We start from the raw sequence: 26,326 nt of genomic DNA, 5'->3' as shown, positions 1-26,326 counted from the left end.
CGTTGAATTTTGATTAAAGCACTTTTAATTAGCTTAGCACTGGCTATTTTAGCTGGCTGTAGTAGCTCGCCGACAAACTATTCTGCAACAAGCACAGGTATTCGTGAGCAGGGAAATGCTAGCTTTTATGCCGATAAATACCATGGTCGGCTGACCGCTAGTGGTGAAAAGTTTGACCAACAAGCCATGACTGCGGCGCACAAACAGCTCCCTTTTAACAGCAAAGTTAAAGTCACAAACACAGCAAATAACCGTTCAGTGGTCGTTAGAGTGAATGATCGCGGTCCTTTTATTCGCGGCCGTATCATCGATTTAACAAAGCATGCGTTTGAGCAACTCGCAGAGCCAAGCTCGGGCGTTATTAACGTAACCGTTGAAGTAATTGATTAAAAGCGTGTGATCAAGTTCACGTACTCAGGTTGCTCTGCTAATAGTTGCTGATGCGTTGCAATCGCTTTTATTTGCCCTTGCTCTAACCAAATTACGTTATCCATATTGGCAAGTAAGGCAGGGTCGTGAGTTATGCTGATCACAGTACAGTGCTGCATGCTGGTTAATATCGCATCCATAACTTGATGCTTCGATTGATTGTCGAGGCCTTCGGTTGGCTCATCAAGCACTAAAATAGCCGGTGCTCTGAGTAAGGCTTGCGCTAACGCTAAACGCCGCGATTGCCCACGCGACAAACTTCTGCCACCTGTGCCTAAGCGGGTGTCTAATCCTAGTTTTAACTCGCTAAGCCAATCACCTAACTGTGCTTGTTGACAGGCTGTGCGCATTTGTTGTTTAGTTGCTGAGGGCGCCGCATAGCGTAAGTTTTCAGCAATGGTGCCATCAAAAATATGATGTTGTTGTGCGACTATGTTAATCAGTTCGCAGCGATTTTGTTGACTGATCGTGTTAATTGCTATGGTTTTGTCTGCTGAAGTTAGATTTATCTCACCATTTTGCTGTGGCCATAAACCACTGAGTAAATTAACCAGCGTACTTTTCCCACTGCCGCTTTGCCCCACAATCGCGACTTTTTGCAGTGGCTCAATCGCAAAACTTAAGTTGTTAAGCGCAAAAGTATCACTGTGGTAACAATAACTAAGATCTTTAAATTCAAGCCCTAAAGGTTGCACTGATAACGACTCCTGAACGCTTGTAGTTTCAGGGCGCAGTTTATCTTCTAAATCAAAAATACGCTTTGCAGCGCTTAGCGCTACGGGCAATTGAATAAACGCATTTGGTAGCGTTAGCACCGTTTCAAAACTAGCAAGCACAAATAAACTAAGCATTGCCAGTTCAACATTGGCCATAGCTCCGCTGTAAACTAGCGGTGCAATTATCACAATGGCACCGAGCATACTCAGTTGTACTATTAATAGTGATATGCCATTACTATGTGCTTCGGCGCTATGGCGAACAAATAGTTGCCGATTATAGCGTTCACTGGCTGCCCGACATTGCTCAATTTGTTGCTCGGTGGCTTGATAGATAGCCAACTCTCGTAAGCCACTTAGGGTATCTGATAATTCAGCACGTAAAGTCGCCGAATAGTGAGTTTCGAGGTCGGCAGTTTGCTGAAGTTGTTTACTCAGTATGATCGGCAGGGCAACGCCTACTATTAAGAGTGCAGTAAAGCATAGTAACGCTACATTACTGTTGTAGGCTGCCATAATTGCAACCACAATTGGCACGCTGATTAGCGCAACAATCATCGGTAATAATACGTTTAAGTAAAATTTATCGAGCGCTTCAACGTCATTTTGCATGCGGTTAAATAGATCGGCGCTGCGGCTCATGGCTAAATCAACATTGCTTAGCTGGCTTAGCGTGTTAAAAACACTGACACGAATTTCACTTAATAATAAAAAGGTGGCGTTGTGGGTTACCAATCGCTCGCCGTAACGAGAGGCGGTTCTTACGATTGCCAAAAATCTAATTGTGCCGGCTGGTGTGAAGTAATTCATTTGCGTGCCAGCCAAGCCAGCTGCAGCCATGGCGGCTAAAAACCAACCAGAAATAGCCAATAAGCCAACGTTTGCCAGTACTGTTAAGGTTGCTAAAAATGCCCCTAACAGCATTGCACCTAGGTGCGGTCTACACAGTTTTAATAAACGTAAAAAATTAGTCATGCTGTTTACTCCTTGCATGCACTAAATCAAACAGCGCGCCTTGGTTATCGATGAGGGTTTTAAAGCTACCTTGCTCAATAACAGCACCATCTTTCATTACAATAACTTGTTTAGCTTGTGCAATGGTATTTAAGCGATGGGCTATCACCACAACGAGATGTTGCTGTGCATAATGATTGATAGCCGCTTGCACCTGTTGCTCAGTTTGGCTATCGAGGTGTGCGGTTGGCTCATCAAGGATCAAAATTGGCGCTTGTTTTAAAAATGCCCGAGCTAAAGCGATCCGCTGCTTTTGCCCGCCTGAGAGTCCTTCGCCTTGTTCACCAATTTGAGTGTCAAAGCCCTCTGGTAATTGATTGATAAACTCAAGTGCACCAGCTTGCTCTGCTGCAGTTTCTAGCTGCGTGAGTGTGGCATCCGGTTTGGCCAATAGTAAGTTAGCTTTGATACTGTTAAACAATAAAGTAGGTTGTTGTGGGATCCAGGCAATATGTTGCTGCCATTGCTTAATGTGTGATGCGGCTAATTGTTGTTGATTTACCGTAACAGCACCGATCACCTGAGGATGAAACCCTAATAAACAATCGAGTAAGGTGCTTTTACCAGCACCACTTTGACCAACGATGGCATACAGGCCTGTGCCTGCAAATGTTAGGTTTATATTGTTAACGCCTTCATTACTTTGTGGGTAATGAAAATTTAAATTATCAATATTGAGTTGTTCGATACTTGGTAAGTTTAAGCTATTTTGAGTATTTGGTTGTATGTTCTCAAGATCCTTAGCAGGGAGTGGCTCATTCAATATTTTTAGCATATCAGCGGCGGCACTAATCCCTTCTAATCGGGCATGGTAATGGCTGCCGAGTTGGCGCAGCGGTAAATAAAACTCCGGGGCAAGTAACAGTACAACAAAGCCGGTCGAAAAATCTAAGGTACCAAAAAACAAACGAAAACCGATTATCACCGCTACTAACGCGACACTAATGGTCGCTAAAAACTCGAGTGCGAAAGATGATAAAAATGCGATTTTTAATACGTTTAAAGTCGCATGGCGAAAGTCATCGGAAATTTTGGCAATTTGTTTTAGTTCGCGCGTAGTCGCATTAAATAACTTTAGTTGGGTTAAGCCTTGTAAGCGGTCAAAAAAGTAATTACCCAACACAGCTAGTTGTTGCCAACGTTGTTGATTCAGTTGTTCTGCTTTGTGGCCAACCAAAATCATAAAAAACGGAATTAGGGGGGCGGTGAATAAAAAAATCAACCCAGCCTTCCAATCGGTAGGAAAAATCACCATCAGGATAGCCAAAGGAATAAGCGCACTGTAAGCCACGCTCGGTAAATAATTAGCATAATAATCGTGCAGTGCTTCAACACCATTGTGTAGGGTGTTTAAAGTCGCGCCATGACCTTGTTGTTCAATATAACTTGGCCCAAGTAAGGTGAGTTTATCGAGTAAAGTATGGCGCATTGCAGTTTTAATTTTAAGTGCGGCTTGGGCACTTATGCGCTGCGAAAATCCAAGCAATATTCCGCGCCCTAAAATCAATGCTGCTAATGGCCAAAGTAAAGGGGTAATAGTGGCTAAATTGGCGTGTTCAAACATCACTAAATGAATTGATCGTGCCACTAAATAAGCACTGGCAATCATCAATAATGCGTTAAATGTTCCTAGCGCAATACTGATTTTTAAAAGACTGCCAGCGTGATTGGAATGCGTTTTTAAAAACGCGCGCAGCGTAGTTTGCTGCGCGCGATTTGGTCGGGGGTTAGTCGTCATTTTGGCGATTAAGCCTATCGTGTAATTCTTGTTCGTCGTCAGCGATACTGTCTTTGTTCTGGCCAAATTCGTACCACATAACGTTGATCACACCTAACGTACAGGCTAATAAAACACCGAGTATCCAAGCAAAATACCACATAGATCAAATCTCCTTAGTAACTGCCATGGCTGTTATTTTCAATTTCTTCTACGGTTACTTTGCGCCACATTTTCACATAACACCATGTGGTGTAAAGTAAAATAAGTGGCACAAAAATACTTACTGCAATAAACATTACATTCAATGTTCTATGGCTAGAAACCGCATCCCATATTGTTAAACTAATATCAGGGTGATTACTTGATGGCATAATAAATGGGAATAAAGACATTCCAGCCGTCATGATCACACCGCCAAGCATTAAGCTTGTTGCTATTAATGCCAGCCCCGGTCTATTAATTTTTGAACATATCCACGCTAATGCAGCCATTAAAAAAGCGACCGCAGGGAACAGCATAGTTAAAGGCATTTGTTGATAATTGTTTAACCAAGCACCTGCAGAGGTGGTTACTGTTTTATCTAGTGGGTTTGCAAAGCCTTGCGTATCACCCATCGAGATTATTTGGTAACCATCAAGATTAGCAATCCAAATACCTGCAACAGCAAATAACACGATGAATGCTAACAGTGCATAACGACCATATTGCGCTGAGCGACGAGCAACATCACTGTCTGTACGCAGCTGTAACCACATACCGCCATGGGCAAGTAACATAGTTACGCTGATCAAGCCGGCTAATAAGGCAAATGGATTTAATAATGCAAAGAAAGATCCTTGGTAGCTGGTTCTAAGGTATTCATCAATACTAAATGGCACACCTAAAAACAGATTGCCAAAGGCCACGCCAAATACCAGAGCAGGAATGGCACTGCCAGCAAATAAGCCCCAATCCCAATTGTTACGCCAGCGTGGAGAGTCAATTTTGCTGCGATAGTCAAAACCCAAAGGTCTAAAAAATAAGGCAAACAATACCAACATCATAGCAAAGTAAAAGCCCGAAAATGCAGCCGCATAAACCATCGGCCACGCTGCAAATAAGGCACCACCTGCGGTGATAAACCATACTTGGTTACCATCCCAGTGTGGACCTACCGTATTGATCACCACACGGCGTTCACTGTCGGTTTTACCAACTAACTTGATAAGCATAGCCACGCCCATGTCCATACCATCGGTGATTGCAAAACCAATTAACAATACGCCGATGATAACCCACCAAAGTAACTTTAACGTTTCATAATCGAAAATCATGATTTTGCTCCTTGCTCGTCAGTTATTTGGTCGCCATTAGTATGGTCATCTAAATGTTCAAAGTGATATTTACCAGTGTGCAATGAACTTGGTCCTATTTTTACAAATCGCAGCATCAGCCAGCCCTCGACAATAGCAAGGCCGGTGTAGAATAGGATAAAGCCGGTTAAGCTTATTAAAATATCATTGACAGTCAGTGACGAGGTCGCTAAAAAGGTTGGCAGTATTTCAGAGATTGCCCACGGCTGACGGCCATACTCTGCAACTATCCAGCCAAATTCAATTGCTATCCAAGGTAGAGGGATACTCCACACCGCAGCCCACAATAACCAACGTTTTTGTTCAATCACACGATGTGCATTGTAATAAAAAGACAATACAAATACGCCCAGCATAATCACACCACAGCCAACCATGATCCTAAATGACCAAAACATCGGGCCTACTTGAGGGAACGAATCTTTAACGGCTTGCTGAATTTGTGCTTCAGTTGCATCCACTACATTTGGTGTATAACGCTTTAACAATAAGCCGTAGCCTAAATCAGCTTTGAGGGTGTCAAACTTAGCAATATTCTCAGCTGAGTCATCACCACTGCGCAGTTTTTCAAGGTATTTATAAGCGATCATACCGTTACGAATACGCACTTCGTGTTGTTTTTCTAAATCATTAATGCCGATGACTTGCTCATCTAGCGAGCGGGTCGCTATTAAGCCTAGTGCATACGGGATTTTAACGGCAGCATGGGTCACTTGTTTATCGGAATCAGGGATCCCAACTAACGTAAACGCAGCGGGTGCTTCCTCGGTGTGCCATTCAGCTTCAATGGTTGCCAGTTTTACTTTTTGTACTTCACCGACTTCATAGCCTGATTCATCGCCAAGTAAAATAACACACAATACTGAGGCTAAACCAAAGCCGCTAGCGACTGAAAAAGAGCGTTTTGCAAAAGCGAGATCACGGCCCTTAAGGATATACCAACTACTGATCCCCAATACGAACATGGATGCGGCAACATAGCCCGCAGACACAGTATGAATAAACTTAACTTGTGCGACAGGGTTAAACACAAGCTCGGCAAAACTCGTCATTTCCATGCGCATAGTTTGATAGTTAAATTCAGCACCGACAGGGTTTTGCATCCAACCATTAGCGACTAATATCCACAGCGCAGACATATTAGTACCAATAGCCATTAAAAAGGTTGCACCTAAATGCTGGCGTTTACTGAGCCGCTCCCAGCCTAAAAAGAACATACCCACAAAGGTCGATTCTAAAAAGAATGCCATTAACCCTTCTATCGCAAGGGGAGCGCCAAATACATCGCCCACATAATGAGAGTAATAAGACCAGTTAGTACCAAATTCAAACTCCATGGTAAGGCCTGTGGCTACACCAATGGCGAAGTTAATGCCAAATAGTTTACCCCAAAACTTGGTCATATCACGGTAGATTTCTCGGCCGGTCATTACATAAACCGACTCCATGATCACTAAAATCCAGGTCATACCTAGAGTCAGTGGTACAAATAAAAAGTGAAACAGGGCGGTGACAGCAAACTGTAATCGCGATAGATCCACAAAGGTTTCATCTATCATTTTTTATAGCTCCTTGTATGTGCGGGCGAGTCACAAAACAAATAAAGTAAGCAAAAGTTAGTTAATTAAGTTTCAGTAATTATTGAAACTTTATGCATTATTCTCTTTTGGTTAATTATTGTCAATCACAACATGGATAAATATTACCCCATTATGATTAATGCGACGCTTTTTAATCGGCTTTAGTTAGTGAAACACAGAGCTTAACTATTTACCAATATATGTTTGAAAAACAGGCAAATAGTTCTGATTGTATCAGTAAAGGTACGTTGCTGAAGGTTTCTCTAATTTATTCAGGGTGTGTCATTTAATCGCGCAGTAAAACAAGCTAGACTACTGCCTATGACCGTCTTGTTGACTTGTGAATAAAAAACAGCCATGAATAAAGATAAACAGCCACTACGTATAGCGATTGTAGTTGGAGAGCTCTCTGGTGATATTTTAGGTGAAGGCCTAATTAAAGCATTGAAACAGCGCTACCCTGATGCCATTTTTGAAGGTATTGCAGGGCCGAAAATGCAGGCGCAAGGCTGTAGTAGCTTATTTGATATGGAAGAGTTAGCTGTAATGGGCTTAGTGGAAGTGCTAGGCCGATTACCGCGGTTATTAAAAATTCGCAAGCAACTAGTCCAACACTTTATTGATAACCCGCCAGACGTTTATATAGGTATTGATGCACCTGACTTTAATTTACGGGTTGAAAAGCCGTTAAAAGATGCTGGGATTAAAACGATTCAATATGTAAGTCCATCAGTGTGGGCATGGCGAGAAAAACGTATCCACAAAATCAGCGCTGCAACCAATATGGTGCTGGCTTTATTACCGTTTGAAAAAGCATTTTACGATAAACATAATGTGCCATGTACTTTTGTTGGCCATACACTGGCTGATGATATTGCCCTTGAGCATGACGACAGCGCAGCGCGTCAACAATTGGGTTTAAGCCTTGATGATAAAGTACTGGCATTATTGCCAGGTAGTCGAGGCTCAGAAGTAGGGTTGCTTAGTGAAACTTACCTTAAAACAGCGGCCGGGCTACAAGCTAAAAATCCTGATTTAAAAATAGTGGTGCCATTAGTAAATGAGCAACGCAAAGCACAATTTAGTGCTATTTTGGCAGCTACAGCGCCACAACTAAATATTCAGTTGTTGGATGGGCAATCGAACCTTGCAATGCAAGCGGCAGATGTGATTTTAATTGCATCAGGTACCGCGACCCTGGAAGGGATGCTTTATAAAAAACCTATGGTGGTTGGCTATAAAATAAAAGCCCTAAGTTATTGGATTTTTAAAAGTTTATTCACTTTTAATATTAAATACTTTTCGTTACCAAACTTATTAGCTGACGAAGAGCTAGTGCCTGAATTTATGCAGCATGATTGCAGCGTTGAAAACCTAACGAACGCCCTTGAACCAATGCTAAATAGTGATAATCGCGAGTTAAAAGCGCGTTTTTTAGCCATTCACCAGCAAATACGCTTAAATGCTAGTGAGCAAGCAGCCACTGCTGTTGCGGAGATTATAGATGCAAATTGAACGACCTAACCTCAGCTTTATCGCTGGCGTTGATGAAGTCGGCCGTGGGCCATTAGTTGGCGATGTAGTGACCGCTGCGGTGATCCTCGATCCAGCTAAACCGATAGCTGGTCTTGCGGATTCAAAAAAGTTAACCGATAAAAAACGCCAAGCACTAGCAATTGAGATCAAAGAAAAAGCGCTGTGTTGGTCCATTGGCCGATGTAGCCCCACAGAAATCGACGAGTTAAATATTCTCCATGCCACTATGCTGGCAATGACTCGTGCGGTTGAAGGCTTAAGTACCACCCCTGAGTTTGTATTTGTCGATGGCAATCGCCTACCTGCGCTCAGTATGCCGGCACAAGCCGTAATAAAAGGCGACAGTCTAGTGGCAGAGATCTCAGCAGCATCCATTATTGCTAAAGTTGCCCGTGATGATGAAATGATTGAACTTGATAAACGCTATCCAGAATATGGTTTTGCAGGTCATAAAGGCTACCCAACCAAGGCACATTTTGCTGCTCTTGAGCAGTACGGCGCCATTAGTGAACATCGTAAAAGCTTTAAACCAGTACAACGTGTACTGGCGATGCAGGAGAAGTAATGGCAGCTCCAGATTTTGTGCATTTACGGGTACATTCAGACTTTTCAATGGTCGATGGTTTAGCGAAAACTAAACCGATTGTCGCCAAAGCGCAGGAATTACAATTACCGGCATTGGCCATTACCGACCAAATGAACTTATGTGGTTTAGTGCGCTTTTACGACACCGCTCATAATGCGGGTATTAAACCAATTGTTGGTGCTGATTTTTGGTTACACAGCCCAGAGTTTCCAGAAGGGCCTTGTCGGTTAGTTATTTTAGCTAAAGATAATGTCGGTTATAAAAATCTTACCCTTTTAATCTCTAAAGCGTATCAACGTGGGCATTTATTTCATCGCCCTGTTATTGAACGAGATTGGTTAGTTGAGCACAAAGAAGGGCTTATTTTACTCTCTGGTGCCAAAGATGGCGATTTAGGTAAAGCGCTATTAAAAGGCAACCCAGCCACAGTTGAGTCGGTGGTTAGTTTTTATAAACAGCATTTTAGTGATAACTACTATATTGAGTTGATACGTACTAAGCGTACACAAGAAGAAGACTATTTACACTTAGCGGTTGAGCTTGCAACCGTTAAGCAATTGCCAGTGGTGGCTACCAACGAAGTGGTATTTTTGAAGCCTGAAAACTTCGAGGCCCACGAAATACGCGTAGCAATATTTGACGGCTATACGCTTGATGATAAACGCCGACCAAAGCGCTTCTCTGAAGAGCAGTACTTAAAAACCCCAGCACAAATGGCTGAGCTGTTTAGTGATATCCCAGAAGCGCTGCAAAACAGTGTGGAAATCGCCAAACGCTGTAATGTGACGGTGCAGCTTGGTACGTATTTCTTACCAGATTACCCAACCGGCTCATTAAAAATTGAAGACTTCTTGGTGAAAGTATCCCGAGACGGTCTTGAAGAGCGCCTACAGTTTTTATTCCCTGATGAAGCTGACCGAGCAGAAAAACGTGTTGAATACGACGAGCGTTTACAAATCGAGCTCGATGTAATTAACCAAATGGGTTTCCCTGGTTACTTCTTGATCGTAATGGAGTTCATCCAGTGGAGTAAAGATAACAATATTCCAGTTGGGCCAGGGCGTGGTTCAGGTGCGGGTTCGTTAGTGGCGTACGCGCTGAAAATTACCGATCTTGATCCGCTTGAATTTGATTTACTTTTCGAGCGCTTCTTGAACCCTGAACGTGTATCAATGCCGGATTTCGACGTCGATTTCTGTATGGATAGACGCGATGAAGTAATCGATCACGTATCGGCTCTATATGGACGAGACGCGGTATCACAGATCATTACTTTTGGTACTATGGCAGCAAAAGCGGTAATACGCGATGTTGGCCGAGTACTTGGCCACCCGTACGGATTTGTTGACCGTATATCAAAACTGATCCCAGGCGATCCCGGCATGACGTTGGCAAAAGCGTTTGATGTTGAGCCACGCCTGCAAGAAGCTTACGATGGCGATACAGAAGTAAAAGACTTAATCGATATGTGTCGCATCCTTGAAGGCTGTACACGTAACGCTGGTAAACATGCCGGTGGTGTGGTTATTTCACCGACTACAATTACTGATTTTGCCGCCCTGTATTGTGACGATGAAGGTAAGTTTCCGGTTACTCAGTTTGATAAAAATGACGTAGAGACCGCCGGATTAGTAAAGTTTGACTTCTTAGGTCTGCGAACCCTGACCATTTTGCAATGGGCAGTTGATATGACTAATGAGCGCTTAACCCGAGAGGGCAAAGAGTCAATAGATATCAACACCATTCCACTGAATGATAAAAAGAGTATAGAGCTGCTATTAAGAGCAGAAACTACCGCGGTATTCCAACTTGAATCCCGTGGTATGAAAGACTTAGTAAGGCGCTTAAAGCCCGATTGCTTTGAAGATATGATCGCCTTGGTAGCCTTGTTTCGTCCCGGGCCATTGCAGTCAGGCATGGTAGATAACTTTATCGACCGAAAACTTGGTCGCGAAGAAATTTCTTATCCAGATGCACAATATCAACACGAAAGCTTAAAGCCTATTTTGGAGCCGACTTACGGCATTATCTTGTATCAAGAACAAGTAATGCAAATTGCTCAGGTACTGGCTGGTTACACCCTAGGTGGCGCCGATATGTTACGTCGTGCAATGGGTAAGAAAAAGCCAGAAGAGATGGCAAAACAGCGTTCAACATTTGAAGATGGTGCGCGAAATAACGGCATTGACGGCGAACTGGCGATTAAAATCTTCGACTTGGTAGAGAAGTTCGCAGGCTACGGTTTCAATAAATCGCACTCCGCAGCCTATGCGTTAGTATCGTACCAAACGCTGTGGATGAAAACCCATTATCCTGCTGAATTTATGGCGGCGGTGATGTCGGCTGATATGGATAACACTGAAAAAATCGTCACCTTGGTTGATGAATGTGAGAATATGAAACTCACTTTATTACCGCCTGATGTAAATGCCGGTGCCTATAAGTTTACAGTAAACCTCAAGGGTGAAATTGTTTATGGTATTGGTGCTATCAAAGGCGTGGGTGAAGCGCCTGTAGATGCAATTTTAGAAGCGCGAAGTAACGGTGGGCCATTTAAAGACCTATTCGATTTTTGTGCGCGGGTAGATTTAAAACGTATCAATAAACGCGTAACCGAAAAACTTATTTACGCCGGTGCGCTTGATCAACTCGGTCCCGAGAAAACGCAACCAGCGCGTGCTACGTTATTGGCAAGCTTAAAAGACGCCATGAAAGCGGCTGATCAGCATCATAAAGCAGAGTCGTTAGGGCAAACTGATTTATTTGGTTTATTAGCGACAGAGCCGGATGAAGTCGAGCAAGCATTTATAAAAGCCACGCCACTGACTGATAACCAATGGCTTGATGGGGAAAAAGAAACCTTAGGCTTATATTTAACCGGGCACCCAATAAATCAGTATCGTAAAGAGCTGAAATATTACACCAGTGGTAAATTAGTGGATTTACAGCCAACTAATCGTGATGTGCAATCAACCGCTGCAGGCCTTGTTATAGCTGCACGTACACTAGTAAATAAAAAGGGAAATCGTTGGGGGCTTGTAACTTTAGATGACAAGAGTGCCCGTATTGATGTACGCTTATTCCCAGAACAGTTTGAAATGTACCAAGATATGCTGCAAATCAACAATATCTTGGTAATATCTGGACAGGTCAGCTTTGATAACTTCTCCGGTGGTATTACAATGACCGCCAGAGACATATGCACCATCGCGCAAGCGCGCGAAAAACGTATTAAAGCGATTAAAATGACGCTAAATATGGTGCAAATCGAAGCCAACTTCTTCGATAAATTACAAAAAGTACTCGAACCTTATAAGTTTGGTACTTGTCCGATTAAGGTTTACTATCAGCGTCCAGATGCGTTGGCACAGTTAACCCTCGGGACAGAATGGTGTGTTACGCCTAGTGATGACTTAATTCATAAGTTATCGTTAATGGCGGCGCAAGATGTAGAACTAGAATTTAACTAATTAGGTAGTTTAGAGCATGAGCCTCAATTATCTTGATTTTGAGCTTCCAATCGCAGAGTTAGAAGCAAAAATTGAAGAGTTACAAAATATAAGCCGCGCTGGCGATTTAGACCTTGAGTTAGAAGAGGAAGTCAGTCGATTAAAAGAGAAAAGCGCTAAAATGAAAGAGGAAATATTCTCTAAATTAGGTGCTTGGCAGGTTTCTCAGTTAGCCCGTCATCCGTTGCGTCCTTATACTCGAGATTATATCGAGCGTATTTTCACGGAATTTGACGAGTTTGCTGGCGATCGTACTTTTGCGAATGATCCGGCAATTTTAGGCGGTGTTGCACGCTTTGAAGGTCAACCAGTGATGGTTATTGGCCAACAAAAAGGCCGTGACACAGCTGAAAAAATTAAACGCAACTTTGGTATGCCAAAGCCTGAAGGTTACCGTAAAGCATTACGCTTAATGGAAATGGCAGAGCGTTTTAAAATGCCAATTATGACCTTTATCGACACCCCAGGTGCATACCCTGGTGTTGGCGCTGAAGAGCGAGGCCAATCTGAAGCAATCGCACGTAACCTTAAAGTGATGGCAGCATTAAAAGTGCCAACAATTTGTACGGTTATTGGTGAAGGTGGCTCAGGTGGCGCTCTAGCCATTGGTGTAGGTGATCGCGTTAACATGTTGCAGTACAGTACTTACTCGGTGATTTCACCAGAAGGTTGTGCATCAATTTTGTGGAAGAGCGCTGATAAAGCCCCTCTTGCTGCAGAAGCGATGGGTGTAACCGCTGAGCGTGTTAAAGAGCTTGATTTGATCAACAGCTTAGTTGAAGAGCCATTAGGTGGCGCACACCGTAACTACGAAGGTATGGCGCGTAACCTGAAAAATCAACTTAAGCGCGATTTAGCTGATTTACAAGCTCTGTCACTGGATGAGATGCTTGATCAACGCTATAAACGTTTAATGTCGTTTGGCTATTGTTAAGATAAACAAAACAACCAAATTGATGAAAAAAAGCCGCTATTGCGGCTTTTTTGTTTTAGAATGCTTTGGAGCTTGGAGCACTACTAAATTTAAGTTGATGGTTACTCATGCAAACAACATCGTTATACCAACAAGTAAAAAATGCCATTACGCCTTATACCGATGAGCACAAAACCGCATTTACGGTAGCGCTCTCTGGTGGTGTGGATTCGGTGGTATTACTGCATATAATGAATGCGCTAAAAGCTGAAATACCGCAACTGCAATTAAGCGCAGTTTATGTTAATCATGGTTTAAGTCAGTATGGCGACGATTGGCAGCATTTTTGCGAAAAACTATGTGCAATAGTAAAAGTTCCTTTTTACTCGGCTCATGTAAAAATCACCAATAAATCACGCACGAGTCTAGAAGAGCTCGCCCGCGATGCTCGGTATCAGGCACTTGATCAGCATAGCCCAAGCGGCAGTATTATTTTGCTAGGGCAGCACTTAAATGATCAACTAGAAACGTTCTTATTGAGACTAAAACGGGGCTCAGGATTACAAGGCTTAGCATCGATGCGGCAAACTCGCACCTTGAGTTCTGGGCGAGAATGTTTAAGGCCACTGCTGAACACCACACGACACAGTATTGAACAATTTGCTACCGAGTTTAAGCTTGATCATATTACCGATGATTCAAATACGGATGAGCGCTTTGATCGCAACTTTATTCGTCAGCAAATAGTGCCTCTATTAAGTGAACGATTTACCGGCTTTGAGAAAAGCGCAGCGCGTAGTGTTAACCTTCTTCAACAGCAGCAAGATGTACTTGATGAATACACTCAGTTAGATTTAAGGCAATGCCAAAACACCCAGCAAGGGTTAAGTTGTTTACAGCTAGCAAATTTTAGCGCTGCGCGCCAAGCAAATGTTTTGCGTTGTTGGCTTGGACAATTTACGACGCTTATGCCATCACAACAACAAACTCAGCAAATACTTACACAAGGTTTAACAGCAAAAGCTGATGCGCAGCTACTTATTCAGTTAACGGATGGGCAAGTTCGCCGGCATCAAAAATTTTTATATTTTGTACGTGAAACAACCGTTCCTGACAGCCAATCACTAACTGCTCAAAACCAGTTACTTTCAGATGGTCGTACCCTAATACAATTATCAGGTATAGGAGTTAGAAAACCATTGCTTGATGAACACGTTTCTGTCCAGTTTAATTGTCCACAGGCACGTATTAAACCGCTTAAAAAACCGGGTCACAACAGCATTAAACATTGGTTTAAAGATGCAAAAGTAGCGCCATGGTTACGTGCTAATGTGCCACTTATTTTTTATAATGAGCAATTAGTTTATGTCGTAGGGCATTTTATAAGTGCAGAACACGCCGATGAAAAAGGTATATTTTGGGAGATAAAAACATGACAACGTCACAGCCACATGTTGGTTTATCACTAGTCAATAAAGCACCGTTAGGGCTAATAGTTACAGCCGTTATAGCGGGCATTGCCACGGTAATGTTTGAGCTTGCGCTATTAACGTTAGCGTATTCGGTTTTAGGTGGTTTGGTGTGTGCAATTATTTTAATTGCGTACTGGTTAGGTAAAGGTGGACTATTTTTTATTGTTGGGGTGAGTATTCCATTATTAATGGTCATTGTTGTACCACTAACCAGCATGGCTGCTTTGTTATACCTAATTAGTGGTTTCTTTTTTGGTTTTTGCTTAGCACTATTAGGTTATAAGTTATTAGCCAAGTCAGATAATTAGTATAATTATAAAAGAAAGCCTAGTGGGGGAACTAGGCTTACCTTTAATTAATACGCTTTAGCGCAGTTACGCCCTGATGCTTTGGCCTTGTATAAACCTTTATCGGCGCGGGCAAAAATCTCATTCTCACAATCTTTGCTGTTTGCCAAAGTAAATCCAATGCTGGTGGTGACTTCATATTGTTTCATTAAACTTGACTGAGTCACTAACTGCATTACTCGCTGAGCAATCACTTTATTTGTGGTAAATTCAGGATCATCGATTAATACTGCAAACTCATCACCACCAAAACGAAATACAGAATCAGTCCCGCGAATACTACTGCATAAAACGTTGGCAAACTCTTGTAATACGTCATCGCCAATTTTATGACCGTAGCTATCATTAACTTGTTTAAAGTTATCTAAATCTAACAACATTAGACTAAATGGACGATGATGGCGGCGAAAACGCTCTAATTTCTGAGCCAAAATAGCATCAAACTGACTACGATTATTAAGTCCTGTTAAAGTGTCTTTAGTAGCTAGCTTTAGCACGCGGCTATACATTAATGCATTACGTAATGGATAAACCAATACGCTGTGTAAGCCAACTAACTTTTGCTTGATACTTCCCGAAAGCGGGTATTGGCAAAAATAGATCAGCTGCCCTAAATGTTCATTATTTATGTCTAAATTAAATGAATATGGCGGTTTACTATTATCACTATTAGGGATTTGTGCCACTCCAAGAGACGACTGAAACTGCAAGCCTGAAAAATTTATGATTTGTTTTGCATGCTCAGCATAAATCGTTAATAGCTCTTCTATATTTAACGTTGTTTGCAGTTTTTCGAGCAAACTATGAATAGCAGCAGGTTCATTATTACGGTAATGCTCTGCCGAAAACGGCAGAAACTCGCCACGTGCCGAGATGCGCTGCGTCAAAATATGGACATTTTCCATGGTTTTCTCCCCCTAGGAGTTTGTTATTACTTTTCTAAGCGATTTTTGTGCCACTATTCCAAACTGGCTGAAAAACAGATAGTTGCTATAGTTAACTCTTAAGTAGCTAAAATTTTGACGGTATGGCAACAGTATAAATAGGAGGTTTATTTGCAAAGTGTATTGGCTCAAATATTTGGCTTATTACTGGCTGCTGTGGTGCTGGTATGGTTATTTAAGCGCATTGGCTTACCGCCGATCCTCGCCTACCTTGCTACTGGCTTATTAGCGGGTAGTCATGGCATTGGCTGGATGGCGCAAAGTCATGAAATACATTTTGTAGCTGAGCTTGGTATTGTATTTTTATTATTTAGTTTAGGGCTGGAGTTTTCTGTTGGCCGCTTAATGGCAATGCGCAATATTGTATTTGGCTTGGGCACGTTGCAAGTAATTGTCACAAGTATTGTGTTTATGCTGATTTTATTGTTGATGGATTTGTCTTTGTTGAGCAGTTTCACTATTGCGACATTAATGGCGCTGTCATCAACAGCGGTGGTGGTTAAATTACTTAAAGAAACCGGCGAACTTAAACAGCGGCGAGGGCAGCTCGCTATCGGAATGTTATTATTTCAAGATATTGCGGTGGTGCCGTTACTGATTACTTTACCTTTACTGGCCCAAAGCAGTGATACTGAAGGCATTGCCTGGGCCCTGACTTTCGCTTTAACTAAAGGCGCATTTGTATGTTTGTTGTTATGGATGATAGGCAAGTGGGTATTGCCAAAAGTCTTTAGCGAAGTTGCATTAATGCGCACCGATGAATTGTTTGTTTTGACCACCTTAGTGGTTGCCTTATTTGCCGCAGGCTTAACGTATTTATTTGGCTTATCGATGGCGCTGGGCGCATTTTTAGCAGGAATGATGCTCGGCGAAAGCCAGTACCGACATCAATTAGAAGCTGATATTCGACCATTTCGCGATATTTTAATGGGCCTATTTTTTGTCACTGTCGGTATGCAGCTCGATATTTTATATGTGTTTGGCGTATGGTATTGGATAGTGGCTGCATTAGCGCTAATGCTAGTATTAAAAATTGGTGTTATTACTTTTTTAGCGCAACTGATGGGCGAGCGAAAACAAGATGCAATTGCAGCAGGCATCATGCTATGGCAAATGGGCGAGTTTGGTTTTGTATTAATTGCGCTTGCTACTAAACACCAATTATTAGCTTTAGATCACGCCTCATTTTTAATTGCTATTGCAGTCATGTCGATGGGCTTAACGCCTTATTTAATAGAATCGACGCCTTGGTTATTAAAACAACTTGGGGTATTAAAAAATCCCAACGGTGAGTGGCAGCAACAGCCTAACAGTAGCACCTTGTATCAAAACCATGTAGTGATCTGTGGGTTCTCTCGGGTTGGGCAAACTATTGCGCGGTTTTTAAAGCCAGAAGCAATAGAGTACGTTGCTGTTGAAAGTAACCCAATACTAGTTCAAGAGGCCAAAGCAGCTGGAGAGCCCGTTATTTTTGGTCATGTAAAACAAAAAGATATTTTAAAATCAGCAGGAGTCGAACGAGCTCGACTAGTGATCATTACTTTCACCGATTTTGAACATGCGCAAATCGTGATCGATGCGATAAAGCAAATAGCTCCTGACGTGAAAATACTGGTACGCATGCGCGATGATAGTCATCTCGAAGCACTCAAAGAGCTTGGCGTGACTGAGGTGGTGCCAGAAACACTGGAAGCGAGCTTAATGTTAGTGTCGCACGTGTTGTCTATGTCGGGCGTGCCGATGTCGCGTATTGTTAGGCGGGTTAGCAAAGAGCGGCGTAACCGTTACCAATTTTTACATGGTTTTTTTGCTGGAGATCAATTTGATAGTGAAGAAAACAACGCCGAGCGGCTTGAGTATTTACACGTTATGGCACTGCCAGAAAACGCCTTTGCGGTTGCTAAAAATATTAATGAATTAAATCTCGAAAAACGTAAAGTATCAGTGCGAGCATTACGACGCAAAGACCGTGAAATTGATAGTCCATCGCTGCACACTGTTTTACTCGCCGGAGATATTCTTGTACTACAAGGTAAACCCCGACGAGTAGAGCGGGTAGAGTGCTATTTACTCGATGGTACGGATTAGTGAATAGTTAACTGTTAATCGAGCTCTAAAAATTCGCGTATCTGTGGCAGTTTCTCTAAACCATCTTTATAACCAATTTCAATCAAATGCTGGGTATAGCGTTTTTCAAACAATAAGTAACTGGTTAAACTCGATTGAGAACGTTTTTTAACCCCGATCATGCGCAGTAATATTTTAATGGCTAAAGGCATATCACTGTAATAGTTTGCAGCAATGGCATTAAAGTTTTCTGATGGATTGATCACAAAACTTTGTATTTGCTTTAATTCTTGGTGTTTATCACGCCCAGGTAACAAACCTAAAGTTCGGTTAATTCGTTCAAGGCGCTCAAGATCTGACTGTAAGGTGTCGGTAAACACACTGTCGAGCAAATGGCCCGCAATCGAGGATAACCCTGGGAAGTGAGGTAGATAACCCGGCGGATGAGCTTCTTTGGGCTGATCAACACCGATAATAAATATTTTTTCAGCGCCTAAATGGACACATGGACTCAGAGGCGATAATTGGTGAATAGAGCCATCACCAAAGTAGTGGTTGTATACATTTACGCTCGGAAACACCATAGGAATTGCACTGGACGCCATTAAATGTTCAACGTTAATACGTGCCGCTTGGCCTTCGCGTTTAGCGCGCCGCCAAGGTGACTGTGTATTAGATTGAAAAAACGCCACAGAATCACCCGTGGTATAGCTTGATGCGGTGATTGACAGCGCATCTAAATAATTACGGTGTAAATTACGCTCAATGCGAGTTAAATCTAAAATTTCATTAAGTAAATTACGTAAAGGCTGATTATTCAACAAGCTCGCTGGTGGATGATTAATATGTTCAGATTGAAAACTAGTCAGCATGTTACGCATTAAATGGCCAAACACGCTGATAAAATCACTTTTATATACCATTGACGTAGAAAAGTTTTTCCAAACAGATTCCAGTTTACGTACCGCCAAATGGGTGCATGAAGCATAGCTTGCTAGCGCGGCTGAATTGATCGCTCCGGCAGATGTACCATTAATAATAGTAAATGGCAGCGGGGCGGTACGCGGCATACTTTGCGCGAGCGCTTTAAGAACCCCAACTTGGTAAGCGGCACGTGCACCACCACCGGTCAGTAACAGAGCAACTTTAGGTTTGTTTTTATCGATTTGCTTGATTTTCATAGTTGAGTTTCGTCGTTGCAATTAAGCGGTTAAGCGTCTTTACTTTATTTATTAACTGTAAGTCTTTAAGCTAGAAGAATCAAAGGATACCTTAGCTACGTTAATAATTATTAGTGTAGGCTATGAATTAAATCCATTTAGGGTACTCTTACTGTTATCGCATTTTAATATTTATGGAGTTCGTATGTCAGATCAACCATCAGCGTCAGATGTTCAAAAACGTCCACCGAATAATAACCTTTTATTTGCAGGCATCATTTTAATTATTATCATTATTGCTGCAGCGTTTGTGTTATTAAACTCAAGTGATGAGTCACAAACAGCAACCGAAGTTGAGCAACCCGTAGCAGAGCGCCCCATGATGGAGCTAAAACCAGAGAACGATCCGGTTGTTAATGCCCCATCTGTTAATCCTGAAAAGCCTGCTGATTTAGCCGTGCCAACACCACGCCCAGTAGAGCCTGAGCCGCAAGTAGAACCACTACCTACTCTTGATGAAAGCGATCCTGTCGTTGTTGCTAAGTTAGACGAATACTTAGGTGATGCAGCTATGAGTTTGGTTATAAACGACGATGTTATTCGTCGCGGTGTGGTATTTATAGATAATCTTGCCAAAGGTAAAATTGCCCAAAAACACACTCCTGTTATTAAGTTAGAAGAAGGCTTTAGTGTAGTAGAGGGTGATATTCTTACCATTGATCCAAACAGCTATGAGCGTTATACCCCTTATGTAAAAATCTTTACTAGCATGAGTGCAGCACAAATCGTACGTTTATACGATGAGTACAAACCACTTATCAATGATGCGTATACAGAAATTGGCTATCAAGGTGATGCGTTTAATCAAACACTTACTGACGCCATAGAATTGCTGCTAGATACCCCAGAGCCAAAAGGGGATATGCCACTGTTACGTGATTCAGTAACTTATCAATATGCTTACTCAGAATGGGAACGCCTACCGGCGGCACAAAAACAACTGCTACGCATGGGCCCTGAAAACATGAAAAAAATAAAAGCTGTACTACGCAACGTAAAAAAAGAGTTAGATAATCAATAATCTTACTTAAATCGTTTAAAAAACAGTGCGATTGTATGTTTAACATGCAATCGCACTTTCTTTTTGTGTTTCCCCTTGAATAACACAGCAAAAGTAGAGATAATCTCTCCCGCGCCAACCAAGGCCCTCAATGGTAGTCTTATTGGTCCTCTCGCAACACTAGCAGGCGAACCTGGTCAGGCCCGGAAGGGAGCAGCCACAGTTTGTGACGTGTGTGCCGAGATGTGGCTGGTAAGACTGCCACCCAAATTCCTCATTTGGGTGTTGTAAATTTCCCTTTTAAATTATCTAAAAATCACCAATACTACGTTCTCACAATGCGCTTTTTGGTGAATTCTCATCAAAATTGTAATGGCATTATTTTTTAATCAAATAGACGTGCTTTTTCATCATACTTTTGGCGTGAAGCGAACATTGATAAAGTTTAAAATATTTTACTTAAGGGGCTCACTACGCAATTTGCTCCTTGCTGTAAAACATGAGTATATATTTGTGTTGTTTTGACATCAGAATGGCCAAGCTGAGCTTGAACTGTTCTGATATCGGCGCCACTTTGCAATAGATGCGTTGCAAATGAATGACGCAAGGTATGCGGTGTTATTATTTTTGTTAATCCCGATTTTTGAACTGCTTTCTTTACTTCTTTTCTTATGCACGAGTGATGAAAATGATGTCGTCTTATTTCACCACTTTGAGGATCTGTACTTAATATATGAGAGGGAAATAAATACTGCCACGCAAGTGATTTTGCGGCGCAAGGATATTTTTTTGTTAAAGCATATGGCATCCATACGCCAGCATAATCGGTATTCTTTAAATCAAGTTTTAAATAGTCATCAACGTTTAAAATTTGAGTTCTCAGCATAGGAATTAGCTCTGTGGCCAACGTAACAATACGGTGTTTATTGCCTTTGCCATTCCATACTTGAATACATTTATAATCAAAATCAATATCTTTCACTCTTAATTGCACAGCTTCCATTACTCTTAAACCACTTCCATACATAAGGGCAGCAATTAAATAATAGCGTTTATTTAAATGAGCCATTAATATTTTGACTTCTTCTGGGGTCATCACGACAGGCAGTTTTGCTTGTTTTTTACTGCGAGCAAAATTTAAGTTTAACGACAGCTCATTTTTTATTATGTGCTTATATAAAAATGACAATGAATTGAGAGCCGTTGCTTGCGTACGCGGTGCAACGTTTTGCTTTAACACTAAGTGTTCTAGATAGCGTTCGACTTCATTGTCTCCCATTGAGGCCGGGTGGCGCTTATCATGAAAATGGATATAAGATGCAATCCATCTCAGGTAGGTGTCCACGGTACGTAATGAATACTGACGTACCAACATATAATCAGCGATATAATTTAAAAATGGGGAGCGCGTTTTCATGTCATCACCAATAGTCATGCTGTATATGTGTACAGTGTAGTTGTTTGGCTCCCATATTCAAGAAAATGAGCGACGAGCGCATTTTCTTTTTTCTGAATATCTTTAGGAACAATAAAAAATTATAGCTGGCAATACATTACGTTATTTGTTAAAAATATACTTATTGTATACATGAGCGTGACATCGGCAGAAATATGCGCGTCGCGCGCACTATAAAATTGTTGAACTAAGCCGCTACGCGGAGATCCTATTCTGACCAGTTGAGCCACACTTACCTTGGGGTTATCCCATAACTTGGAGGTAAGTCATGAATACACTCATTGAACAAGTCAAAACAGAAATAACCTATCGAGGTTATTCACAAAGTACATGTAAAAGCTACTGTGAACATTTACTAAAACTCAGTTATTATTTTAATAAACCGCTCGATTCGATTACTGATGACGAGCTTAACGCCTTTTTTAACGATCCCGCTATCCGTAAACTTTCTAGAGCAAGCCAAAAGTACAGATAAACAGCATTTGGTTCTTGTTTAAGAATATTTTACATCGCCCACTGAACTTAGATATTGCACTGCCAAAAGCGAAATTGCGCGCACCCACGTATTTATCGCGTGATGATATGCAGCGGCTTATAGAAAGTTGCACTGACATGCGATTGAAAACGTTAATAGCGGTGTGTTATGGCTGTGGTTTACGTATTAACGAACTGCTACGCATTAAAGTGCAAGACATCGATGGACAGCGTAAAACTATTTTAATTGAACAAGGTAAAGGGGATAAATCACGTTACGTAGTTGTATCAGACAGTGTGCTGAATCAATTACGTTGTTACTGGAAAATGTATCACCCAACGGGTTGGATGTTTTACTCGCGATTGTTAATGGATAAACCGATGTCAGCATCGACCTTCAGGAAGCCATTGAGAAAACACGCACAAGCGTGTGGTTTAAAACACTGTAATCCACATGCACTACGCCATGCTTATGCAACACATCAACTTGAATCAGGTATGCCACTTCATCAACTGCAACATCAGCTTGGGCACAGTCATATTAAAACCACGCAAAGTTACTTACATTGGTTACCTGAATTAGGGCATGGCGGCATTGATTTACTTGCGAGTTGGAGTCAACAATGAGCGCTTTACACCTAGCTGATATTTTAAATTTAGGCCTTGGTGATTATCGGCAACATCATACGATGAGCTATCAGCAGCTACGTGTCTGTCAGCACCTTCAATCATGCAGAACGGGTCAGCTCGGTTATCAAGCATGGCAATGTGATAGCTGTGGTGAGTCGCAAAAGATTGGGTGTAGTTGTCGAGATCGTCACTGTCCACGTTGCCAAGGCATGGCCACGGCTAAATGGGTGCAAAAACAGCAGGAAGATTTATTACCGTGTCGGTATTTCCACCTTGTTTTTACGCTCCCTCATGAGTTGAATATCATTGCTCACTATAACCCAAACGCGTTGTATCAGTGTTTATTTAAAGCGACATGGCAAACGCTGAGCAAATTTGCGAAACGAAAAAGACATGGCCAGTTAGGCATGACAAGCGTACTGCATACATGGGGGCAGAACTTAAGTCAGCATATCCACTTGCATTGTTTGATACCCGCAGGTGCGCTTGATAAAGCACACTGGCATGAAATAGAAAAAGGCTATTTATACCCTGTAAAAGCGTTATCAACAGTTTTTAGGGGAAAAATGCTCACGGCGCTGAATGAATGCGATAGTTCAGTCGCGAAGATAAACACGCCAACCAAATGGTGCGTGTATAGTAAAGCCTGTTTAACGTACAGTGAAAAGCTAGTTAGTTACCTTGCTCGTTATACCCGAAAAGGCGTGATGTCAGAATCACGTTTGGTGACAGCGAATGAACAATCTGTGAGTTTTAAATACCGAGATTATGCAGATAACAACCGCGATAAAGTAATGACACTGAGCTGTGATGAATTTTTACGGCGCTACTTACAGCATGTACTGCCCAAAGGATTTATGCGTATTCGCCACTATGGATTTTTAGCCAATGCATGTCGCAAGCGAAAGTTAGCGCTGATAAGGGCTCACGCGCGACACACATATAAACTGGTGAAACCAAAGGCAGAAAAAGAACCATTGATACCGCAATGGCCTTGCCAGCGGTGTAAGGTTGGCATATTACGATTTATTGGAGTGATAACCTCAGATATTGCGACGAATGAAATAGTTCGAACGAGTTAGCGGCCTAGCTTGCTGCATCAAATCAACTAGTTAACCTGCTTAACTGTTCAGGTCAGTGGCGACTGTGCGTACAAAAAATATAATTGCTTAACGGTTAAACATTAGGTTTAATGGATACATAATAAACGCTGAGTAACGCAGGGACAGCTTAGATACGACAGGCACGCCAATTAAATTGGCTTGATATAGCTTAGGTCATAAAAAGCAAATACCCATAGCATAAACAACACCAACTCTGACACACCGAGCAGGTAGCACCTCAGTCCAACAAGCGATTATGCAACACAAACTGCGTGTCGCATAAATACTAAAATGTTAGTTGCCGCAACTTGTTCGTTAATATTTATTTGTTAAACGTGCGGTATTTCACATCAAAGGACTGGTGTTTATTTCCTTCCTTTGTTGTGGCAAACAATCGTTTTTATAAAGTCGTTTTACGCTTTTGGCTACCCAGTTTTCGCCTTAACTTTGTAAGGTAAATTCAATCAGCAAATGTGTTTAAGGCTCAAAGTTCACGTTGTGTGGCAAAGTTGCAGTGGGGTGTTTTTTGAATCTTCCGCTTATCCCATAGACGTGATAACTTGTTGTTAAGTTGGTGCTTTTAACAATGAGCAACTAACAAGTTGCTTAAACGGACGTGTAACAGTTGGCTCACGCTCGTTCCTCGCAAGTTTAGCCAACTATTCCACGCCGCTTAGCAAGGCGTTAGTAGCCTAGGAGGCTTTGGTGCAATTTGACGAGCTAAAGTCAGTACTAGATATAGATAATGGAAATGAGTTAACTCTTCTATCGCCAAATTGGAAAGTTACGCAATTTCCAATTACTGAAAGTGGTTATTGGATCTTGGAAGAGCAGTTTCATGAAGTCTTTTCAGTTACTGGAGAGTACCAAAGCAATGAAAAGGTTTTTGCTTTTGAGACGTTTGAGCGGGTTTATAAAACTACAGGTGTAGTTAAAAGGCTAAATTCAGAGTTCAACTTAAACTGGACTAGCTTTAACAATTTTCAGCAGTCTACAGATATCCTGAGTTTCTATTTAGTACCCCCAAATTTAAGCTGGGTGTTTTACGGTAACAGAGACTATTGCCTATTTGCTAAAGGCTACTAACAAGTTAATTAAACAATGGACGTAAAACAGCAGGCTTGCGCTCATTCTTCGCTTAGTTTAGCCTGCTATTTTCCGCCGTTTATTAAGGCGTTAGGAAGCCAGTGAAGTAATGGAGCTACATTTAATCTATACAGAAACCAATGTTGTGTTGTCAAAAAAAAATTATGATGATTGGATGCAAATTCAAAAAGAGTACCCTGATTACAAGGCATCATTAGGGCCTTGGAGTTTGGATGAAATGATTGACTTCCTCAATGAGGAATATAGCAATCTTGTTCCAATAGCCGATATACAAGTAAACGAATTTTACGTTGGTGACAACATTACAAAGGAGCTGTCATGGTCGTAAGACAAGGCATTCCTAACAAGCCAAGTCAGCGGGAATTTTACTCGCTGAAAAACACTCATAAAATCCCCTGCTTGGGGCGTTAGAGGGCATTATGGAGTCAGTGCCATACAAACTATCTGAAGGCTTATGCCTTGAAGGCTCAGGGAAAGTATTGCCGTGGTTTAAAAGCTTGCACCAAATAACAAAAATGGGTGGAAAACCGTTACCTGAAAAAGGAAAAACCAGCCAATTATTCTGGGAGCAAGAAACTATATTTGATGACTTGGTTGTTTCAATTCAAGCAATGCAGCAAGGCAATGGCATCTTCTTTTTACATCCTGAAACTCAAGACCAAGCAGATTCAGTGCAAAAAGAATATGAGCAGGTAAAGACTATATTGCTTTCTAAGTTTGGTTCACCTAAAGAGGTAGGCGAAAATGATGGTTACCCGTATGCAAGGTGGTTTTGGGGTAATATTTGTGTGAGCCTTACAATCGCTGAGCGGTTCATGGATTATGTATCTTTATCAGTATCAAATGGGGTAATAAAAAATGCCCTCTAACAAGCCGCTCAAATTCGTTCCGGCCACAAAAAGCGTGGCCTCCACCGGACTCGCTAACGCTCGCCGTTTAGCGGGGCGTTGAGGCTGTAGAATTACTCTTTTTAGGAACTGGTTCTACACAATTGACTTGATTGTTTTTTGACATTGAACCCACAGGGTTACTGTGATCTAATAGATATTATTCACCCACGGTAAATTGTTATGGCCAACTACAAGCCTGACTTATCCTGCCAAAATAAATTCATTCCAATCAATTTTGCTGAGCAAATATTGCCAGGTACA

At 41.8% G+C, this 26,326-nt stretch carries 23 protein-coding genes and 1 other RNA gene; 16 read left to right on the top strand and 8 right to left on the bottom strand.

The window, feature by feature from the left end:
• The first annotated feature begins 6 nt into the window (after nucleotides 1-6).
• Complete coding sequence (locus H5203_RS15535; RefSeq protein WP_182758352.1) at nucleotides 7-390, top strand: septal ring lytic transglycosylase RlpA family protein; 384 nt, start codon at nucleotides 7-9, stop codon at nucleotides 388-390.
• On the opposite strand, the gene cydC is transcribed toward H5203_RS15535, so the two are convergent.
• From cydC to H5203_RS15510, 5 genes are read right to left on the bottom strand one after another with little or no spacing between them, the layout of a single operon-like run.
• Nucleotides 387-2,120 (bottom strand): thiol reductant ABC exporter subunit CydC, encoded by a 1,734-nt coding sequence (gene cydC, locus H5203_RS15530; protein WP_182778703.1) that lies wholly within the window; start codon nucleotides 2,118-2,120, stop codon nucleotides 387-389. The genes H5203_RS15535 and cydC overlap by 4 nt on opposite strands.
• Nucleotides 2,113-3,897 carry a thiol reductant ABC exporter subunit CydD gene (cydD, locus tag H5203_RS15525; protein WP_182819944.1) on the bottom strand — a complete coding sequence of 595 codons (1,785 nt, stop codon included), beginning with the start codon at nucleotides 3,895-3,897 and terminating at the stop codon, nucleotides 2,113-2,115. Before cydD ends, cydC begins: the two co-directional genes overlap by 8 nt.
• Nucleotides 3,887-4,039, bottom strand: a complete 153-nt coding sequence (cydX, locus tag H5203_RS15520; protein WP_064667585.1) for a cytochrome bd-I oxidase subunit CydX — start codon at nucleotides 4,037-4,039, stop codon at nucleotides 3,887-3,889. The genes cydD and cydX overlap by 11 nt, the downstream gene beginning before the upstream one ends.
• A 13-nt stretch (nucleotides 4,040-4,052) precedes the next feature.
• Entirely contained in the window at nucleotides 4,053-5,192 is a 1,140-nt protein-coding gene (gene cydB / locus H5203_RS15515) for a cytochrome d ubiquinol oxidase subunit II (protein ID WP_145240499.1), read from the bottom strand.
• Nucleotides 5,189-6,790: a cytochrome ubiquinol oxidase subunit I gene (locus H5203_RS15510; RefSeq protein WP_182819943.1), complete on the bottom strand. Its 1,602-nt coding sequence runs from the start codon at nucleotides 6,788-6,790 to the stop codon at nucleotides 5,189-5,191. The genes cydB and H5203_RS15510 overlap by 4 nt, the downstream gene beginning before the upstream one ends.
• Before the next feature lie 378 nt (nucleotides 6,791-7,168).
• Between H5203_RS15510 and lpxB the strand changes: the two genes are divergently transcribed.
• The 6 genes from lpxB (at nucleotide 7,169) to H5203_RS15480 (ending at nucleotide 15,135) form a co-directional block, all read left to right on the top strand.
• A complete protein-coding gene (lpxB, locus tag H5203_RS15505) occupies nucleotides 7,169-8,326 on the top strand; it encodes a lipid-A-disaccharide synthase (RefSeq protein WP_145240502.1) in 1,158 nt (385 codons plus the stop codon).
• Nucleotides 8,316-8,912, top strand: a complete 597-nt coding sequence (gene rnhB, locus H5203_RS15500; protein WP_145240504.1) for a ribonuclease HII — start codon at nucleotides 8,316-8,318, stop codon at nucleotides 8,910-8,912. The genes lpxB and rnhB overlap by 11 nt, the downstream gene beginning before the upstream one ends.
• Complete coding sequence (dnaE, locus tag H5203_RS15495; RefSeq protein ID WP_182819942.1) at nucleotides 8,912-12,403, top strand: DNA polymerase III subunit alpha; 3,492 nt, start codon at nucleotides 8,912-8,914, stop codon at nucleotides 12,401-12,403. Before rnhB ends, dnaE begins: the two co-directional genes overlap by 1 nt.
• Nucleotides 12,404-12,419: 16 nt before the next feature.
• Nucleotides 12,420-13,376 carry an acetyl-CoA carboxylase carboxyl transferase subunit alpha gene (gene accA, locus H5203_RS15490; protein WP_145240508.1) on the top strand — a complete coding sequence of 319 codons (957 nt, stop codon included), beginning with the start codon at nucleotides 12,420-12,422 and terminating at the stop codon, nucleotides 13,374-13,376.
• Between the two features lie 107 nt (nucleotides 13,377-13,483).
• A complete protein-coding gene (gene tilS / locus H5203_RS15485; RefSeq protein WP_182819941.1) occupies nucleotides 13,484-14,791 on the top strand; it encodes a tRNA lysidine(34) synthetase TilS in 1,308 nt (435 codons plus the stop codon).
• Complete coding sequence (locus tag H5203_RS15480; RefSeq protein WP_182731388.1) at nucleotides 14,788-15,135, top strand: hypothetical protein; 348 nt, start codon at nucleotides 14,788-14,790, stop codon at nucleotides 15,133-15,135. The genes tilS and H5203_RS15480 overlap by 4 nt, the downstream gene beginning before the upstream one ends.
• 47 nt (nucleotides 15,136-15,182) lie before the next feature.
• Here the strand turns inward: H5203_RS15480 and H5203_RS15475 are convergent, their stop codons facing one another.
• Nucleotides 15,183-16,079: a GGDEF domain-containing protein gene (locus tag H5203_RS15475; RefSeq protein ID WP_145240514.1), complete on the bottom strand. Its 897-nt coding sequence runs from the start codon at nucleotides 16,077-16,079 to the stop codon at nucleotides 15,183-15,185.
• A 150-nt stretch (nucleotides 16,080-16,229) separates the two neighbouring features.
• Between H5203_RS15475 and H5203_RS15470 the strand changes: the two genes are divergently transcribed.
• Nucleotides 16,230-18,206 carry a monovalent cation:proton antiporter-2 (CPA2) family protein gene (locus tag H5203_RS15470; protein WP_145240516.1) on the top strand — a complete coding sequence of 659 codons (1,977 nt, stop codon included), beginning with the start codon at nucleotides 16,230-16,232 and terminating at the stop codon, nucleotides 18,204-18,206.
• Between the two features lie 14 nt (nucleotides 18,207-18,220).
• Here the strand turns inward: H5203_RS15470 and H5203_RS15465 are convergent, their stop codons facing one another.
• The gene (locus H5203_RS15465) at nucleotides 18,221-19,366 is read right to left on the bottom strand and encodes a patatin-like phospholipase family protein (protein ID WP_145240518.1); all 1,146 of its coding nucleotides are present in this window, start codon (nucleotides 19,364-19,366) and stop codon (nucleotides 18,221-18,223) included.
• A gap of 184 nt (nucleotides 19,367-19,550) precedes the next feature.
• Here H5203_RS15465 and H5203_RS15460 point away from each other — a divergent pair, with 184 nt between their 5' ends.
• Both H5203_RS15460 and ffs read left to right on the top strand, forming a co-directional pair.
• The gene (locus H5203_RS15460; protein ID WP_145240520.1) at nucleotides 19,551-20,426 is read left to right on the top strand and encodes a DUF3014 domain-containing protein; all 876 of its coding nucleotides are present in this window, start codon (nucleotides 19,551-19,553) and stop codon (nucleotides 20,424-20,426) included.
• 140 nt (nucleotides 20,427-20,566) lie between these two features.
• Nucleotides 20,567-20,663, top strand: an RNA gene (ffs, locus tag H5203_RS15455) — signal recognition particle sRNA small type.
• Nucleotides 20,664-20,850: 187 nt separating this feature from the next.
• Here ffs and H5203_RS15450 read toward each other — a convergent pair.
• Nucleotides 20,851-21,822, bottom strand: coding sequence for an integron integrase (locus tag H5203_RS15450; protein ID WP_145240522.1), 972 nt, complete (start codon nucleotides 21,820-21,822; stop codon nucleotides 20,851-20,853).
• Between the two features lie 307 nt (nucleotides 21,823-22,129).
• Here H5203_RS15450 and H5203_RS15445 point away from each other — a divergent pair, with 307 nt between their 5' ends.
• From H5203_RS15445 to H5203_RS15420, 6 genes are all read left to right on the top strand, one after another.
• Nucleotides 22,130-22,336, top strand: coding sequence for a phage integrase N-terminal SAM-like domain-containing protein (locus H5203_RS15445; protein WP_182819940.1), 207 nt, complete (start codon nucleotides 22,130-22,132; stop codon nucleotides 22,334-22,336).
• A gap of 14 nt (nucleotides 22,337-22,350) precedes the next feature.
• Nucleotides 22,351-22,962, top strand: a complete 612-nt coding sequence (locus H5203_RS15440) for a tyrosine-type recombinase/integrase (RefSeq protein WP_259401958.1) — start codon at nucleotides 22,351-22,353, stop codon at nucleotides 22,960-22,962.
• Nucleotides 22,959-24,047, top strand: coding sequence for an IS91 family transposase (locus tag H5203_RS15435; RefSeq protein WP_182819939.1), 1,089 nt, complete (start codon nucleotides 22,959-22,961; stop codon nucleotides 24,045-24,047). Before H5203_RS15440 ends, H5203_RS15435 begins: the two co-directional genes overlap by 4 nt.
• A gap of 726 nt (nucleotides 24,048-24,773) precedes the next feature.
• Entirely contained in the window at nucleotides 24,774-25,154 is a 381-nt protein-coding gene (locus tag H5203_RS15430) for a hypothetical protein (protein WP_182819938.1), read from the top strand.
• Nucleotides 25,155-25,263: 109 nt separating this feature from the next.
• The gene (locus H5203_RS15425) at nucleotides 25,264-25,503 is read left to right on the top strand and encodes a hypothetical protein (RefSeq protein WP_145242983.1); all 240 of its coding nucleotides are present in this window, start codon (nucleotides 25,264-25,266) and stop codon (nucleotides 25,501-25,503) included.
• Nucleotides 25,504-25,594: 91 nt separating this feature from the next.
• A complete protein-coding gene (locus H5203_RS15420; protein WP_145242981.1) occupies nucleotides 25,595-26,044 on the top strand; it encodes a hypothetical protein in 450 nt (149 codons plus the stop codon).
• The last annotated feature ends 282 nt before the right edge of the window (nucleotides 26,045-26,326 follow it).

The organism is Pseudoalteromonas sp. SG41-1 (genome assembly GCF_014164575.1).
GTDB classification, from domain to species: domain Bacteria; phylum Pseudomonadota; class Gammaproteobacteria; order Enterobacterales; family Alteromonadaceae; genus Pseudoalteromonas; species Pseudoalteromonas rhizosphaerae.
The sequence above is the reverse complement of the archived record's forward strand: the minus strand, read 5'-3'. Positions and strand labels throughout refer to the sequence as shown.

Excerpts from the sequence above, each read along its gene's own strand:
- cydX (WP_064667585.1), bottom strand. The coding sequence starts at position 4,039 with ATGTGGTATTTTGCTTGGATACTCGGTGTTTTATTAGCCTGTACGTTA.
- lpxB (WP_145240502.1), top strand. The coding sequence starts at position 7,169 with ATGAATAAAGATAAACAGCCACTACGTATAGCGATTGTAGTTGGAGAG.
- H5203_RS15445 (WP_182819940.1), top strand. The coding sequence starts at position 22,130 with ATGAATACACTCATTGAACAAGTCAAAACAGAAATAACCTATCGAGGT.
- H5203_RS15425 (WP_145242983.1), top strand. The coding sequence starts at position 25,264 with ATGGAGCTACATTTAATCTATACAGAAACCAATGTTGTGTTGTCAAAA.
- cydD (WP_182819944.1), bottom strand. The coding sequence starts at position 3,897 with ATGACGACTAACCCCCGACCAAATCGCGCGCAGCAAACTACGCTGCGC.
- H5203_RS15450 (WP_145240522.1), bottom strand. The coding sequence starts at position 21,822 with ATGAAAACGCGCTCCCCATTTTTAAATTATATCGCTGATTATATGTTG.
- accA (WP_145240508.1), top strand. The coding sequence starts at position 12,420 with ATGAGCCTCAATTATCTTGATTTTGAGCTTCCAATCGCAGAGTTAGAA.
- H5203_RS15510 (WP_182819943.1), bottom strand. The coding sequence starts at position 6,790 with ATGATAGATGAAACCTTTGTGGATCTATCGCGATTACAGTTTGCTGTC.
- H5203_RS15435 (WP_182819939.1), top strand. The coding sequence starts at position 22,959 with ATGAGCGCTTTACACCTAGCTGATATTTTAAATTTAGGCCTTGGTGAT.
- tilS (WP_182819941.1), top strand. The coding sequence starts at position 13,484 with ATGCAAACAACATCGTTATACCAACAAGTAAAAAATGCCATTACGCCT.
- rnhB (WP_145240504.1), top strand. The coding sequence starts at position 8,316 with ATGCAAATTGAACGACCTAACCTCAGCTTTATCGCTGGCGTTGATGAA.
- cydB (WP_145240499.1), bottom strand. The coding sequence starts at position 5,192 with ATGATTTTCGATTATGAAACGTTAAAGTTACTTTGGTGGGTTATCATC.
- H5203_RS15465 (WP_145240518.1), bottom strand. The coding sequence starts at position 19,366 with ATGAAAATCAAGCAAATCGATAAAAACAAACCTAAAGTTGCTCTGTTA.
- H5203_RS15475 (WP_145240514.1), bottom strand. The coding sequence starts at position 16,079 with ATGGAAAATGTCCATATTTTGACGCAGCGCATCTCGGCACGTGGCGAG.
- dnaE (WP_182819942.1), top strand. The coding sequence starts at position 8,912 with ATGGCAGCTCCAGATTTTGTGCATTTACGGGTACATTCAGACTTTTCA.
- cydC (WP_182778703.1), bottom strand. The coding sequence starts at position 2,120 with ATGACTAATTTTTTACGTTTATTAAAACTGTGTAGACCGCACCTAGGT.
- H5203_RS15420 (WP_145242981.1), top strand. The coding sequence starts at position 25,595 with ATGGAGTCAGTGCCATACAAACTATCTGAAGGCTTATGCCTTGAAGGC.
- H5203_RS15460 (WP_145240520.1), top strand. The coding sequence starts at position 19,551 with ATGTCAGATCAACCATCAGCGTCAGATGTTCAAAAACGTCCACCGAAT.
- H5203_RS15480 (WP_182731388.1), top strand. The coding sequence starts at position 14,788 with ATGACAACGTCACAGCCACATGTTGGTTTATCACTAGTCAATAAAGCA.